Source organism: Faecalibacterium prausnitzii, assembly GCF_003324185.1.
In the GTDB taxonomy this organism is placed as follows: domain Bacteria; phylum Bacillota; class Clostridia; order Oscillospirales; family Ruminococcaceae; genus Faecalibacterium; species Faecalibacterium prausnitzii.
Map to the genome: position 1 here is coordinate 85,537 of NZ_PXUP01000006.1, position 14,635 is coordinate 100,171.

Genomic DNA, 14,635 nt, shown 5'->3' on the forward strand with positions numbered 1-14,635 from the left:
TGTATGGAAAACGTAATTCTGCAGCCCATCGAGGTGGGCGGACAGACCTTTAAAAACCGCATCATGTTCCCCCCGCTGACCACCGGCTACGAGAAAAACGGCATGATCAGCGAGCAGGACATGGGCTTCTACACCCGTCTGGCAAAGGGCGGCGTGGGCTACATCGTTATGGGCGATGTGGCACCCATCAACAGCTTTTCTCCCACCCCCAAGCTGTTTGATGACAGCCAGATCCCTGCCTTCAAGGCACTGGCTGACAGCGTACACGCCTACGGCACAAAGCTGGGCGTCCAGCTCTTCCACCCGGAGTACGATGTGGACGCCATCAACAGCCTGTTTATGCAGAAGAAGTTTGACGAGATGCGTCAGCGCCTGCACCACGACATGATGTTCTTTACCGATGAGGCCAGCGAGGAGATGCTGATGTCCATCATCGATAAAATGTGCGCCTGCGCAGTGCGTGCCCAGAAGGCCGGTGTGGACGTCATCCAGATCCACGGCGACCGCCTGAATGGCTGCCTGTGCTCCACCCGCATGAACCACCGCACCGATAAGTTCGGCGGCAGTCTGGAGAACCGCGTCCGCTTTGCCCGCATGCTGACCCGCGCCATCCGCAAGGCTGTGCCGGATATGGTCATCGACTACAAGCTGTCCATCGTCACCCCGCAGCGCGGCAAGGGCGGCATTGACGAAGCCGACGCCGTGCAGTTTGCCCAGTGGCTGGTAGAGGACGGCGTGGATATGTTCCACGTTGCCCAGGCCAACCACACCGGCAACATGGCCGACACCATTCCTCCCATGGGCGTACAGCCCTACGGCTTCTTTGTCAAGATCGCCGGGGACATCAAAAAAGCCGTCAATGTGCCGGTCAGCGCCGTGGGTCGTATCGTGGACGCCGACATGGCTGCGCGTGTCATCGAGAGCGGCATGGCCGACATAGTTGCCATGGGTCGCCCGCTGCTGGCAGACCCCGACTGGGGCACCAAGATCGCTGCCGGGAAGGCCTGCGATATCCGCCGCTGCATCAGCTGCAACAAGGGCTGCACCGATGCCATCCAGAACCGTCAGTTCCTCTCCTGCGTGCTGAACGCGGAAAATGGCTACGAGAACACCCGCAGCATCCAGCCCGCAGCACAGAAAAAGAAGATTGCCGTCCTCGGCGGCGGCCCTGCCGGTCTGGAAGCCGCCCGTGTGGCAGCGCTGCGCGGCCATGACGTGACCCTGTTTGAAAAGACCACCACTCTGGGCGGTCAGCTGAACATTGCCTGCGTGCCTCCCCGCAAGGAGGAGATGCGCCGTGCCGCACAGGACCTGATCCACGCTGTCTGCAACGCCGGTGTGCACCTGTGCATGGGTCAGACCCGCACCGCAGAGCAGCTGAAGGACGCCGGTTTCGAGGCCGTCATCAACGCTGTGGGCGCACACAGTGCCGCACCCCGCATTCCCGGCATCGACAGCGTGAATGTTGCCGACGCTTGGAAGGTGCTGGCCGGTGAGCAGCAGGTGTACGGCACGGTTGCCGTCATCGGCGGCGGCATGGTAGGCTGCGAGACCGCAGAGTATCTGGCTGCCCGCGGCTGCAAGGTGTCCGTTATCGAAATGATGGACAAGATCGCCGCAGGCGAGAGCAGCACCATTCTGCCCACCCTGCTGGAAAACTACAAGACCTACGGCGTGGAGCAGTACCCCAGCCACAAGGTCAAGGAGTTCCGCATGGACGCCGTCGTCTGCGAGAACAAGGACGGCGCAGAGGTGACCATCCCCTGCGATTACATCGTGCTGGCCATGGGCGCACGCTCCAACGCATTTGACGCTGCTGCGCTGGAAGCTGCCGGTATCCCGGTGTATTCCATCGGCGATGCCGCCGGCAAGGCTGCGGATATCTCCAACGCCATCCGCACCGGCTACGATACCGCCTGCCAGCTGTAAAACAAAAAATATCGTTCTATTTGTGGGTCAGAAACGCCTGTGGGCGCTTCTGACCCACTTTTTTTACCCTCTCAGGCGCTCCCGCGCCAGCTCCCCCGAAGGGGGTAGCCAAGGTTTAAAGCCCGTTGCTAAAGTATTAGGCATCATGAGGAGGCTTTCGGCAGTGCTCTTGGCTCTCCCTTTGAGGAAAGACTTCCACCCGCTCCGGGGGGAAGATGCGCGCAGCGACGAAAGGGGGAAATCTGGCATCGCGCAGCGATGACTGAGAGGGTCATGTTGACTTCCGTGCCGCAGCGCCCCCGCCGCATGACTGTTTCCGCGTGGAAACAAGCGCGGCAGCTGCCGTTTGCCTCCACGACCCCTCCTGTGAAAATAGCGTTTGTCGCACTCCGCAGAGTGCGACAAACGCGAAATTATAAATAATCTTTCCGCTGAATATGCGCAAAGCGAACGCGGAGCGCATTCAAAATCGTCCCACATAAAAAGGCTGCTGCACAAAACCCTGTGCAGCAGCCTTAACTATTTAACTTGCGGATCAGATGCTGAACTGCACGGCGCAGAAGGCGGCATAGATGCACAGCAGTGCAATGCCCTGCGGGCGGCTCAGCTTGCCCTTGATCAGAGCGGGCACGGTGAGCAGCAGCATCACGGCAAACATGACCGGGATATCCATCACCAGCGAAGCGTTCATGCCTGCGATGGTGGAGTTCTGCGGGATGCTGAAGGGTGCCAGCGTAACGGACACGCCGCTGACCAGCACCAGATTGAACACGTTTGCACCGATGACGTTGCCCAGCGACAGCGCGCCGTGGCCCTTAGCCAGCGAGGTGATGGCAGTGACCAGCTCCGGCAGCGAGGTGCCCAGTGCCACAAAGGTCAGCGCAATGACCGACTCCGGCACGCCCAGTGCCTGCGCGATGAGGGTGCCGTTGTCCACCAGCAGGTCAGCGCCCACAGCAATGAGCACTGCGCCGATGGCCAGCAGCCCCAGCTCCTTGGCAAAGGGGCCTTCCTCAGCCTGCTCCTCCTCTTCCGGGGCGGGGGTGTTTTTCATAGCCAGCACGTTGCACACGATGTAAGCCACGAACATGGCCAGCAGGATCAGACCTACCGGGCGGGTGAAGGAGCCGGTGGTGTAGGCCACACCGGCATAGAAAGCGGCAGCCACAAAGAAGAAGGCCACCGGGGTGCGCAGGCTCTTGGGGTCAACCTTGCCCGGGCGCACCGCAATGGTGATGGCGGCGATCAGTGCAGAATTGCAGATGACCGAGCCGATGGCGTTGCCGTAGGCGATCTCGCCGTGACCGGTGAGGGCAGAGGTGGTGGACACCATGACCTCCGGCAGGGTGGTACCGATAGACACCACCGTGGCACCAATGAGCAGCTCCGGCACATGGAAGCGGCGGGCGATGCCGGTGGCACCGTCCACAAACCAGTCGCCGCCCTTGATCAGGCACAGCAGACCCACGATAAACAACAGAACAGGGATCAGCATAAAATCTCTCCTTTTTCGAATGGTGTCGGCAGAAGCGCAATAAAAAAGACCTTTATCACATCCTGCCCGGAACGGGGAAATGTGATAAAAGTCTCAAGCATCGGTACTGCATCGGGCATCTCTGCCGGGTCTGTCGCTGCAGCACAGCGCACTTTTTTACAAAGGTACGCCCCTTACTCCCTTTTATCCAGAGGGTATTATACCTGCTTTGGGACAAAAACGCAAGGGGAAAATGGAATTTATTCTGCCTTGGTCACTTTTTTGGCGTTGGGATAAATGCGCTCCATGCGGGCATTGTCGAAATGCTCGTCCAAAAATACCTCCAGCTGCCCGTTGGGCGCTTCGCCGCTGGTGCGGGCATCGTACCGCGCCAGTGCCAGCGCACTGGTGAGCATATTCACCGCCATAAACACCGCCAGCACCGCCGTCATCCACGGGCGGATATGGCTGCGCACCTTTTTCATCAGCCTGAGCACCAGTGGGTAGCCGTAGCGCATCCACAGCACCGCCGCAATGCCCCAGAAAAAGCAGTACAGCAGGTTGATGCGCCCGCCCAGATTGAACTTGAACTTGCTGTAATCCCAGAACACCGTGCCGAACAGCAGCTCGGTGACAGCGCTGCACACATACTCGTACACGCCGCCCAGCACCGTGCCGAAGGCGAAGAGATAGCGGTCGCTTTTATCCTGATTTTGCCGCAGCAGCACGGTAGCCATGGCCAGCGCCAGACCCCACACCACGCTGAAGGGCCCCCACACCAAGCTGGAACGGCTCATCCACACCCCGGCGGTCAGGCGGCAGAACACCGTCTCCACCATATCACCCAGAAACGCCCCGATGACGAACAGCCACAGCAGGTCTGCCGCGCTGAGGAAGTCGATCTCCCCTTTCTGCACCGCCGTGGGCTGCTGCCGGGCGGCTTCCGGGTAGGCGCGCTGGATGCGCTTTTCCACATACACGGCAATGCGGCGGCGCAAGGTATCGGAGCGCGCTTCCAGTTTCTGGTTCAGCTGTTCCAGCACCGGGTGCTGCGCCGCATATCGTCCCACCAGCACCGCCGAGCCCAGCTGATCCAGCGCCGCAATGCCAAGCGCGACCCATACCAGCGGATGCAGCAGCCAGTCCGGCACAAGAGCACACAGCCGCAGCAGCAGCCCGTTGCCCCACAGCACAGTCACCATGCCCAGCGCACCCCACAGTACCGAATACTGCAGGCAGACGTAGCCGTTCAGGTTGAACTTTTTATCAGAATAGTCCCACCATTTGCGGTTGTGCAGCCGCTCCAAAAGCTTTGCCGTGAGCCACTCCACCACGGTAGCCGTGAGCATACAGGCCACAAACAGCGCCACGGGCTTTGTACGCATATCTGCAAAGCCTACTGCCATCAGGATGGCCGTGGTGCCGTAGACAAAGCAGAACGGCCCCGCCGCCATACCACGGTTTGCAAACCGCTTACCCCGGAAGGTAGCCACCACGGTCTCCCCTACCCACCCAAGGAAGGAATAGACCAGATACAGCACACCCAGTGTGTAGAAGTTCAGTGTCATCGCGCTTTCCTCGCCTTCAAATTTTATGCTCTGATTGTACTCGCTTGCGCCGGTTTATACAAGGGGGTGGTGGAAAATGTTACAATTGGCGTGGGATTTCCTTTTACAAACGCATCCTTCCCAGCAAAAAGAGCCGCTGCACAAGCACGGTGCAGCGGCTCTCGGAGTTCTTATTTTACAGCTTACAGCTGGCTCTTATACAGCTCCACGATCTCCTCCACGCTGGTGTCGCGGGGGTTGCCGGGACGGCAGGCGTCTGCAAAAGCGGACTCGGCGAGGAACTGGATGTCCTCTTCCTTCAGGATGCCGTGCAGATTTGCGGGGATGCCCACGTCTGCGCTCAGCTGCTTGACGGCGGCGATGGTAGCATCAGCGGCCTCCACATCGTTCATCTCGTCGATGCCCATAACGCCCATAGCCTTGCCCACAGCGCGGTAACGCTCGCCGGCAACGCTCTTGTTGTACTCCAGACCAACGGGCAGCAGGATAGCGCAGGCCACGCCATGGGGAGTGTCATACAGAGCGGACAGGCCGTGTGCCATGGAGTGCACAATGCCCAGACCCACGTTGGAGAAGCCCATACCGGCAATGTACTGGCCCAGAGCCATGCCCTCGCGGCCCTCCGGGGTGTTCTGCACAGCGCCGCGCAGGCTCTGGCTGATCAGCTTGATGGCTTCCAGATGGAACATATCAGAGATGACGCAGTGACCCTTGGTGATGTAGCCCTCAATGGCATGGGTCAGCGCGTCCATACCGGTGGCGGCAGTCAGACCCTTGGGCATGGAGGACATCATGTCGGGGTCGACCACAGCGATCTCGGGGATATCGTTGGTGTCCACGCAGACGAACTTGCGCTTCTTCTCCACGTCGGTGATGACGTAGTTGATGGTGACCTCGGCAGCAGTACCGGCGGTGGTGGGCACTGCAATGGTGAACACTGCGTGCTTCTTGGTGGGAGCAACGCCTTCCAAAGAGCGGACGTCCGCAAACTCGGGGTTATTGATGATGATGCCGATGGCCTTTGCGGTATCCATGGAGGAGCCGCCGCCGATGGTCACGATGCAGTCAGCCTCGGCAGCCTTGAAGGCAGCCACGCCGTCCTGCACGTTAGCGATGGTGGGGTTGGGCTTGATCTCGCTGTAAACAGCGTAGGCAAAGTTTGCGGCATCCAGCAGGTCGGTGACCTTTTGGGTGACGCCGAACTTGATCAGGTCGGGGTCGGAGCAGACGAAAGCCTTCTTGTAGCCACGGGCGGTCAGCTCGGGAACGATGTTCTCGATAGCACCGTGGCCGTGGTAGGAGATGGTATTCAGAACAATGCGGTCAGCCATAATACAAATCCTCCAAATCTGTTTGCAGCCGCCCTTCCGGCGGCGTTCCTCTACGTTTCAGCATAGCACATCGTCAAAAAATTTGCAATGTAAAATTGTTTAAATTTGTAGTATATTTTTATACTTGTGTATTATTTTCTGTCATTTTTGTCTGTTTTCCGGCATTATTATCCCCTGCAAAAAAACAATCCTTGCCAAATGGCCGTGCCTGTGTTATACTATCTTAGTAACCTTTGCTGGTGTGGCGCAATGGCAGCGCAACTGATTTGTAATCAGTGGGTTGCAGGTTCAACTCCTGTCACCAGCTCCATACAAAATCCCTGGATCCATTTGGATCCGGGGATTTTTTTGTGCCGAACGCAGGCTCCTTCCTGCGCAAAGAACGACTTTCTTCGTAAAATTTGTGCAAGATGTCGCAAAAATATTGTCTTCGTAAAAAAAAGCAGTATAATACAAGCAACAACAACTAACAGGAGGGAAAATGGAATGCGTCACTCTTTGGGAACCATCGCCTGGCGCGGGCTGAAAGGCCGCCGCCGCGATACCGCTATGATGCTCTGCGTGCTGGCGGCAGTGTTTGCGCTGCTTACAGCGGTGCTGTGCTATCAGCAGAGCGGCAGCCGCGCCATGGAGGTGCAGCGCCAGGATCTTTACGGTGCCTGGCAGCTTGCCCGTTACGACCTGACCGCCGCAGATGCCGATGCCTTTGTGCAGCAGACAGCCCCCGCTGCGGTGGGGCGTGCGGCGCAGTATGCGATCCTTGTCAACGACAAGGACCTTGCCTTTGGCGCGCTGGGCACTGTGGACGAGGGATATCTCTCCTGTGGGCAGCTGCAGCTGCTCAGCGGACGGCTGCCCGGCACCGCCGGAGAGGCAGCGCTGACCACCTCGGTGCTGGACAGCATCGGGGCCTCCTATGAGCTGGGGCAGACCGTGACCCTGCAGGCGGTGCATGGGGACGATGCACCGGTCCTGCTGCAATTTACCCTGTGCGGGGTGCTGCCCTCCTACGATGCCTACTGGGCGGTGGGCAGCAACCTGCCGGTGGATGCGCTGGTCACCGCCGACAGTCTGCCCCAAAGCTGGGACAGCAAAATACAGCTGCTGTGCTGCTATGCTGGTGCCGTGCCGCTGGCTCCTTATATAGACGGCAGCCAGGATCCCACCTGGGTGCGCAACACCTACGCCTATCCGGAAGCGGATCTGACCCGGAGCGGCAGCTGGGCTTTTATGGGCGGCTGTGCCCTGCTGACCCTGTGCGCGGTGCTCGTGCTGTGCACCCTGCAGCTGCGCCGCCGGGAGCAGAGCCTTGTCACTCTGCGTATGATCGGTGCCGGAAAAACCGCCCTCGTGGCGCTGTGCCTGTGGGAAGCCGTTTTTCTGCTGCTGTTCTGCCTGCCGATCGGCAGCCTGCTGGGGGTCGGCCTGTGTGCCGCCACCCTTGCCGTGCAGGGGCACGTGCGCTATCTCAGCCTGCCGTGGGGACAGCTGGCGCTGGCGTGGGCTACCGGCACCGGGGCCGTGCTGCTGGGCTTTTTGCTGCCTGCCCTGCGGCAGGCCGGGCAAAAGCTGACCCATCTGCCCCAGAAAAAGGTAAGATTACAGCGCCGTGTGCGGCTGCTTACGCCGCTGCCGCTGCGGCTGGTGGTGCTCAATGCGCTGGGGCTTACGCTGGCGCTGTGCTGTGTGTTCCTGAGCACCTGGAAGCTGCTTCCCTACCGCCGCACGGCGGCTTCGGCAGCGGTGCAGGTAAGCGCCGGGCAGAACACCCTGACCGACGGCCTTGCGGAGGATCTGCTGCGCCTGCCGGACGTCCAGCAGGCCGCCATGCGCACCGATATGAACTATCTGTGCGGCCTTTCCAGCGATGCCTTTACGGCGCATGACCTGTGGGGACTGTATACCCACCAGGACAGCCTCTACACCATGTTTACCATGCAGGATGCAGACACGGTAAACACCCTTGTCACCGCATTGCCGGATGCAGAGCTGGAAGCGCTGGCTGCGCAGTGCAGCACCCCTGTGGATCTGGACGCACTGCGCAGCGGGCAGGCCGTGCTGCTGTATGCGCCGGATTTTGTACTGGACGAAAACGGCCAGACCCAGTGGGGCACGCAGGCCGCACCCTTTGCGGGCTGCACGGCAGTGCTGGAGTACCCTACCCTGGACGGCGCACACAGCCAAAAGAGCCTGACCATCGGCGGCGTGATTGCAAGCATTGATATGGACAGCCTGCCCTTTGCAGACAGCTCCCCCACCACCTACCAGCTGTACTGCAGCCAGGCGCTGGGCCGCGCCCTCTGGGCAGAAGAATACGGCACGCCCTACGGGTATACCGCCATCAACCTGAAACTAAAAGCCAACGCCAGCTACGCTACCCAGAAATCCATTGCAGGGCTGGTGACCCGCCGGGGCGGCGTACTGCGCACCAACAGCTACGAAACTGCCAGCCGGATGTATCAGGAAGGCAGCACCGGCGCGTTCTTCTGGGCGGTCGCCGGAGTGGTGGGCGCTGCACTGGCCCTGTTTTTACTGTGGAACCTGTTCGGGCTGTACTGGCAGCACCAGCGGCTGCGCATCGGTATCTTTCAGGCAGAGGGCACCTCGGCTGCCATGCTGCGGCACTGCGGCATCCGGCAGGGCGTGCTTGCAGTGCTGGGTGCGCTTTTGCTGGGCAACCTGGCCGTATGGGGCCTGTGGCGCTGGAGCTGGCACAGCCTGGTCACCCGGCAGAGCGGCCGCATCCTGACCTTTGCGGCCCTGCCTATGGCCGTATCGGAGTATCCCTGGGCGCTGCACCTTGCGGTATGCGCAGGTTATCTGCTGTTCGTGCTGGCGCTGCAGCTGGCCCCGCTGGAGCGGCTGGCACGCAGCCAGCCCATGGACAATCTGAAAAAAGGAGTGTAACGCGATGAGAGAGATCGTACTGGAAGCCCGGGCTGTGACCCGTACCTACGGCACCGGCACCGGTGCCACCCACGCCCTGCGCGGGGTGGATGTGGAGATCGAGCAGGGCAGGTTTACCGCCATCATCGGGGCCAGCGGCTGCGGCAAATCTACCCTGCTGCAGGCACTTGGCGGGTTGGATGCCCCCACCAGCGGCAAGGTACTGCTGGAAGGGCAGGATCTGTATGCGCTGCCGGATGCCGCACTTGCCCGGCTGCGCCGTACGCGGCTGGGGTTCGTGTTCCAGGCATTCCACCTGCTGCCGGAGTATACGGTGCGGGACAACATCCTGCTGCCGCTGCTGCTGGACAAACGGGAGCCGGACGAGGAATACCTTGCCCTGCTTACCCGGCAGCTGGGGCTGACCGCGCTGCTGCAGCGCCAGCCCACCCAGCTTTCCGGCGGGCAGCAGCAGCGCGCCGCCATTGCCCGGGCACTGATCACCCGCCCTGCGGTCGTGCTGGCAGACGAGCCTACCGGCAACCTGGACCACCAGAACAGCGTGGAGGTATTCCGCCTGCTGCGGGAGGCAGCCGCACAGCAGCACCAGACCGTTGTGTATGTCACCCACGACCAGGGGCTTGCGGCGCAGGCAGACCGGGTGCTGCGGATGCAGGATGGCCGGATCGAAGAAGCATAAAACCTGCACTTTTTTCTCTGTCCGGGTGTTTGCGAATGGCGGATCTTGTTGTATAATAGAGAAAACACGCCCCGGAACAAAAGGAGGAACCAAGCATGATCCAATTCGGTCTACGTCTGCACGATGCAGAAAAGCTGCCCATTGAACAGGTGCTGCCGCTGGTACGCCAGAAGGGCTTTTCCTGCGTGCATCTGGCGCTGAGCAAATCCCTGAAGGAGGTGCCCAACACCCCCTCTGCCCTCACCCCCGGCTACGCGGCCTATCTGCGCCGCCTGTTTGCCAAAAACGAGCTGGACATTGCGGTGCTGGGCAACTACCTGAATCTGGCGCACCCGGATACGGCTGCCCTGCACGCCATTCAGGAAAAGTACTATGCGCATATCCGCTTTGCCAGCCTGCTGGGCTGCGGCATGGTGGGCACCGAGACCGGTGCACCCAACGCGGAGTACAAGTTCTGCCCGGAGTGCCGCAGCGATGCCGCCCTTGCTACCTTTATCAAGAACTTCAAGCCGGTGGTGCGCTGCGCCGAGCAGTACGGCGTGACCATTGCCATTGAGCCGGTGGTCAGACACATTGTGTATGACGCCCGCCGCGCCCGCACCGTGCTGGACGAGATCGGCAGCCCCAATCTGCAGATTCTGCTCGACCCGGTGAACCTTTTGAACATGGAAAACGTAGACCAGCGGGAGGAAGTGTTCGCCGAGACCATTGAGCTGCTGGGCAAGGATGTGGCCATGATCCACTTCAAGGACTTTTTGCTGCAGGACGCCGACGGGCAGCTGGCTGCCACCGGTGCCGGACAGGGCGGTATGGGCGACTACCGCACCATTCTGCGGTTTGCCAAGGAACAGAAGCCCTATGTGTTCGCCACCTTGGAGAACACCACCCCGGAAAACGCAGTCCAGTGCCTGCAATATCTGCAAAAACAGTACGACGAGTGCTGATAACAAATTGAACTGCACGCTGCTATCCGCAGCAGCTGGTGTTTTCATAGTATGAAAAAAGTCTGAACCGGTGGCTCATGCCTCAGTTCAGACTTTTTTGTTATTCTATGCCTTTATCTGCCAGCGGCAAAGGCTCGGGCCTTCACAGCCTGAAAGCTGATCTGCTCAATGGCCTCGTTGAGAATACTAAAATTGAGAATTATTTGTCAATTTTCGAAAGGTGCGGAGTAGGCACCCCTGCCCCCTAATGAAAGCAAAACGGCCTGAGCCCTGTACCATACAGGATCCAGACCGTTCCGATTGCTTTACTTCTGCTCTTTGTCCACTACCTGGATCTTGCCCTTCTTCCACAACACATAGGAAGTCAGGATGCCGATGGGCAGCATCACGATGATAAAGATGCCCACAAGTCCGCCCAGCACGGAACCGTAGCCCGCAAGGCGTGCGGCGAGGGAGAGCACCGTCATGATGATCAGCACCGGAAGCACCCCCTTGATGCCACCCTTGACCACCTTGCTGCCGCTGGACGAGCTGGCGAACAGACCCAGCGCCATGGAGCCGAACAGGGCCGGCAGCAGGTAGCCGGAGGCCGTTTTGACGGCGGGCAGCTCGAACACCGGGCTGATGAAGGAGGCGCACACCGCTGCCAGCGTCAGGATGGCAACCGTCATCAGGGAGGAAACCGCAACAGCCACCGAGGCAATGGCCTCACCCTCCGGGGTGTTGGGCTGCTTTTTGGTCAGGTTCATGGCGTTTGCTGCCACCGGGAGCTTCAGGTTCATAATGTTGCCGGTGATGAAGGCCAGATAGGCCGAGCAGCCCAGAATGGGGGTGTAGCTCAGTGCTTCCGAAAAGCCCACCGGGATGTAGATGAGCAGGATGGAAAAGGTGTTCACGTTGAACACCTCGCCCAGAGACGGGATGCTGTCGTAGGCAGCCAGCACCACAAAGGGCAGCGCCACCATGTAAATGAGGGCGATCAGAGTACCCACACGGCCCCAGCGGTGCGCCCAGCTCTGGAAGGAGTCCATTTTGGTCTCAATCTTTGCTTTGCTCATGTCCGTTTCCCTCCTCAACCGAAAATCCGTACCCACGCCAGCGACGAGATCAGACCGCCCAGCATGGAGAATGCCATCACGAAGTTATTGAGCCATGCAAGCCCCGGGCGCTTTGCCAGCACACCCACACCAATGGCGATCACAAGACCGGTGATCATAACGGCAGCCTGCACATTGTCAGTGAACAGCAGAATGGGAATGTATACCGAGAACATCACAAGCATGAACACGCCGGACAGCACGTTTTTCCAAGTGCTGCCGCCGTTTTCGGCTGCAGAGCGGTCCACGCTCTTGCACAGCTTTTTGCCGAGGGGCAGCAGGATCAGGAAACCGCTCAGCATACCCACGCTCATCAGGATCATCACCACGCCGAACTGCCGTCCGGTGGCGCTTTCCAGCATTTCCGCAGAGGATGCGTAGCCCAGCACCTGCGCAATGGAGCTGGAGATCATAGTCTCGTAGGACAGAGAACCGATGACCGACAGCCGCCACCATGCCCACACGCTGCCCAGCACCGCAATGAGCACGAACAGACCCACCACGATGGAAAGGCTGGGCACGACGGAAAATATAAGGCTGGATTTGATCACGTTGCTCAGTTCCTTGTGGGTGATGCCCAACTCCAAACAGTGGTCGTAGGCCTTTTTGAGGTAGACCAGCGAGAATGCGGAAATGTACAAAAGACCGCCGATGACCATCGCCAGCAGCAGCGGGCTCTGGATGATATCTTTCATGGTTGCCATAGATTGTCCTTCCTATAAATACAGAATAAACGAAAAAAAGCGGGTATTTTCTGCCCGCCGTCCTCGTGATACGGACAAGATACCGAAAAAAGCAGTTTCTGTCAAATGAGTATGACTAAAGCGCGAACAGCTTTTGGATACATTTCCGACAGGAGACGCCGCAAAAAGCCTTTACCGTGTTAAAATAATAAAGTGCTGACTGCAGGTCACTTTGCTTCCGTTGAAAATTGCACAAATTTTAAAGAAAATTTCTGTCGTTCTGCCGAAAGCAGCAGACCTAGGCAAGGTGTTTTTCTGCCTTGTCCTTGTCGGTGTATCAGGTCTTTTTTCGTGAAACACAAAGCAAAAAAGGGCGTTCTGTCCCGGACCAATGTCCGGGCAGAGCTCCCTTTTGCGTTTATCGTATTGTGCCTTGGCCGCCTTCCGGCTTCTGCAAGTTCCGCTTGATGGCGGTGTGGCTGTTGCCCTCCCTGTTCAGGACAGCTTGATCTTCAAATCAGCCAGCAGATTTACCGCCTCCGGCAGCGAGAACCTGGCATCCTTCATGCGGCTGCCCAGAATATCCACCTTATAGCCCGTGGCGTCCCGGAAATCCGCTTTGCGCAGATCGCACTGGTAGAACTCCGTTTCGTGCAGCTCTGTGCCCTTGAAACTTGCCAGTTGCATCTCGCACTTGGCAAACATGGAGCCTACGATCTCGTTTCCGTTTGAAAAATCGAAGCGGTTGAAGTTCATTTCGGTAAAGGTGTTGTATTTCAGGCTGCAGTCCTTCAGGGTGTGGATAGGGTCCGGGAATGCGCCGTTTGACAGCAACGATGCCCACTCGATCTCCTGCAGGCGGCAGTCCTCAAAATCCAGCGACTGCACTGAGGAGGACACGCTCCGCAGCCCGGTGATCTCGCACCGCACGAACCGACACTCGTTCAGGGTGGTGTGGTCCAGCTCACATTTTGAAAAGGAGCAGTCCACAAATACGCAGTCCGCAAAATCGCAGCTTTCAAAGGCTTCCCCTGCAAATGACAGGCCGGTAAACCGTTCACCTTCGCAATAACGTTCTGTCGTAGCCTTCCCCTTTTTATCGCAGTTTTTCCAGCAGGGCGGTGCAACCCTCCAGCACATCCTGCCATGTAGCTTCAAAGTCCCCGGTGTACCACGGGTCTGCCACATCGCCGGGGCGGCGGGTGTGATCCATCAGCAGCGAGACCTTGTGCTCCGGGTCGCCGCCCACAAACCGTGCCATGTTCCGCAGGTTGTTGTGATCCATGGCGATAAGATAATCGTAAGTCTCGTAGTCCCGCCGGGTCATCTGCCGGGCGGTCTTGCCCGCGCAGGAGATGCCGTGCTCCGCAAGCTTGCACCGGGCAGGCGGATAGACCGGGTTGCCGATCTCCTCGGTGCTTGTGGCAGCCGAGGCAATTTCAAACTGCGCGGAAAGCCCGGCCTTTTCCACTAAGTCCTTCATCACAAATTCCGCCATGGGGCTGCGGCAGATATTGCCGTGGCAAATAAACAAGACTTTTTTCATCTTACTCCCCCAGCACCTCGCCCAGTGCCAGCACGGCGTTGCGGACGCACTCCGGGCAGGGGCACAGCGGTGCACCGGTCTCCACACCTTTCAGGTCTTTACAAATGGTAGCGCCGCATTTTTCCTGAAAGTTCTGCAGCAGTTCCTTGGAAATGCGGGGCGTGCCCTTGCCGTCGGTGGCAACGCCCGCCACCATCACTGCGCCGATCAGTGCGCCGCAGGTGCTCTCCATGCAGCCCATGCCGGCGGCATAGCCTGCTCCCAGCTTCATCAGGGTGTCGGCATCCACCGGCAGCTTATCCTCAAATGCTTTCAGCACCGCCTGCGCGCAGTTGCACTGTCCGGCAGCTTTCCATGCGGCAGCCTGTGCTGCCCGTTCTTTGATGTTCATTTCACAGTCCTCATCTTTCTTTGATCCGTTCCGGTTCATTGCGTTCAGTATACCACGCTTTTCCCCTGCGGAAAAGATTCCGCCCC

Annotated in this window: 12 protein-coding genes and 1 tRNA gene; 5 read left to right on the forward strand and 8 right to left on the reverse strand. The window is 59.2% G+C overall.

The features are described 5' to 3' along the window. The first annotated feature begins 3 nt into the window (after positions 1–3). Positions 4–1,929, forward strand: a complete 1,926-nt coding sequence (gene bilR, locus C7J97_RS05615) for a bilirubin reductase, long form (RefSeq protein ID WP_113992941.1) — start codon at positions 4–6, stop codon at positions 1,927–1,929. A 535-nt stretch (positions 1,930–2,464) separates the two neighbouring features. Here the strand turns inward: bilR and C7J97_RS05620 are convergent. The 3 genes from C7J97_RS05620 to fucO form a co-directional block, all read right to left on the reverse strand. After that, the gene (locus C7J97_RS05620) at positions 2,465–3,424 is read right to left on the reverse strand and encodes a calcium/sodium antiporter (protein WP_113621277.1); all 960 of its coding nucleotides are present in this window, start codon (positions 3,422–3,424) and stop codon (positions 2,465–2,467) included. Between the two features lie 239 nt (positions 3,425–3,663). Then, positions 3,664–4,971 carry a putative ABC transporter permease gene (locus C7J97_RS05625; RefSeq protein ID WP_113992942.1) on the reverse strand — a complete coding sequence of 436 codons (1,308 nt, stop codon included), beginning with the start codon at positions 4,969–4,971 and terminating at the stop codon, positions 3,664–3,666. A 182-nt stretch (positions 4,972–5,153) separates the two neighbouring features. Continuing rightward, positions 5,154–6,302, reverse strand: coding sequence for a lactaldehyde reductase (gene fucO, locus C7J97_RS05630; protein WP_113992943.1), 1,149 nt, complete (start codon positions 6,300–6,302; stop codon positions 5,154–5,156). A 235-nt stretch (positions 6,303–6,537) separates the two neighbouring features. On the opposite strand from fucO, the gene C7J97_RS05635 reads away from it, so the two are divergent. From C7J97_RS05635 to C7J97_RS05650, 4 genes are all read left to right on the forward strand, one after another. After that, positions 6,538–6,612 (forward strand) — tRNA-Thr (locus C7J97_RS05635). Positions 6,613–6,788: 176 nt separating this feature from the next. After that, the gene (locus C7J97_RS05640; protein WP_005922375.1) at positions 6,789–9,209 is read left to right on the forward strand and encodes an ABC transporter permease; all 2,421 of its coding nucleotides are present in this window, start codon (positions 6,789–6,791) and stop codon (positions 9,207–9,209) included. Between the two features lie 4 nt (positions 9,210–9,213). Next, positions 9,214–9,888, forward strand: coding sequence for an ABC transporter ATP-binding protein (locus tag C7J97_RS05645; RefSeq protein ID WP_005922379.1), 675 nt, complete (start codon positions 9,214–9,216; stop codon positions 9,886–9,888). A 95-nt stretch (positions 9,889–9,983) separates the two neighbouring features. Then, positions 9,984–10,832 (forward strand): sugar phosphate isomerase/epimerase family protein, encoded by an 849-nt coding sequence (locus C7J97_RS05650; protein ID WP_113992944.1) that lies wholly within the window; start codon positions 9,984–9,986, stop codon positions 10,830–10,832. Positions 10,833–11,137: 305 nt separating this feature from the next. Here the strand turns inward: C7J97_RS05650 and C7J97_RS05655 are convergent, their stop codons facing one another. From C7J97_RS05655 to C7J97_RS05675, 5 genes are all read right to left on the reverse strand, one after another. Then, positions 11,138–11,890: a hypothetical protein gene (locus tag C7J97_RS05655; protein WP_015538175.1), complete on the reverse strand. Its 753-nt coding sequence runs from the start codon at positions 11,888–11,890 to the stop codon at positions 11,138–11,140. Between the two features lie 14 nt (positions 11,891–11,904). Beyond that, complete coding sequence (locus C7J97_RS05660) at positions 11,905–12,633, reverse strand: DUF5058 family protein (RefSeq protein WP_113992945.1); 729 nt, start codon at positions 12,631–12,633, stop codon at positions 11,905–11,907. Positions 12,634–13,107: 474 nt separating this feature from the next. Then, entirely contained in the window at positions 13,108–13,752 is a 645-nt protein-coding gene (locus tag C7J97_RS05665) for a pentapeptide repeat-containing protein (RefSeq protein ID WP_113992946.1), read from the reverse strand. Next, entirely contained in the window at positions 13,709–14,158 is a 450-nt protein-coding gene (locus C7J97_RS05670) for a low molecular weight protein-tyrosine-phosphatase (protein ID WP_113992947.1), read from the reverse strand. The genes C7J97_RS05665 and C7J97_RS05670 overlap by 44 nt, the downstream gene beginning before the upstream one ends. 1 nt (position 14,159) lies before the next feature. Continuing rightward, on the reverse strand, positions 14,160–14,549 hold the full coding sequence (locus C7J97_RS05675) for a C-GCAxxG-C-C family protein (RefSeq protein WP_113992948.1): 390 nt from the start codon (positions 14,547–14,549) through the stop codon (positions 14,160–14,162). Positions 14,550–14,635 lie beyond the last annotated feature (86 nt).

Coding starts and splice junctions, on each gene's coding strand:
- bilR (WP_113992941.1), top strand. CDS start 4: ATGGAAAACGTAATTCTGCAGCCCATCGAGGTGGGCGGACAGACCTTT.
- C7J97_RS05620 (WP_113621277.1), bottom strand. CDS start 3,424: ATGCTGATCCCTGTTCTGTTGTTTATCGTGGGTCTGCTGTGCCTGATC.
- C7J97_RS05625 (WP_113992942.1), bottom strand. CDS start 4,971: ATGACACTGAACTTCTACACACTGGGTGTGCTGTATCTGGTCTATTCC.
- fucO (WP_113992943.1), bottom strand. CDS start 6,302: ATGGCTGACCGCATTGTTCTGAATACCATCTCCTACCACGGCCACGGT.
- C7J97_RS05640 (WP_005922375.1), top strand. CDS start 6,789: ATGCGTCACTCTTTGGGAACCATCGCCTGGCGCGGGCTGAAAGGCCGC.
- C7J97_RS05645 (WP_005922379.1), top strand. CDS start 9,214: ATGAGAGAGATCGTACTGGAAGCCCGGGCTGTGACCCGTACCTACGGC.
- C7J97_RS05650 (WP_113992944.1), top strand. CDS start 9,984: ATGATCCAATTCGGTCTACGTCTGCACGATGCAGAAAAGCTGCCCATT.
- C7J97_RS05655 (WP_015538175.1), bottom strand. CDS start 11,890: ATGAGCAAAGCAAAGATTGAGACCAAAATGGACTCCTTCCAGAGCTGG.
- C7J97_RS05660 (WP_113992945.1), bottom strand. CDS start 12,633: ATGGCAACCATGAAAGATATCATCCAGAGCCCGCTGCTGCTGGCGATG.
- C7J97_RS05665 (WP_113992946.1), bottom strand. CDS start 13,752: ATGTGCTGGAGGGTTGCACCGCCCTGCTGGAAAAACTGCGATAAAAAG.
- C7J97_RS05670 (WP_113992947.1), bottom strand. CDS start 14,158: ATGAAAAAAGTCTTGTTTATTTGCCACGGCAATATCTGCCGCAGCCCC.
- C7J97_RS05675 (WP_113992948.1), bottom strand. CDS start 14,549: ATGAACATCAAAGAACGGGCAGCACAGGCTGCCGCATGGAAAGCTGCC.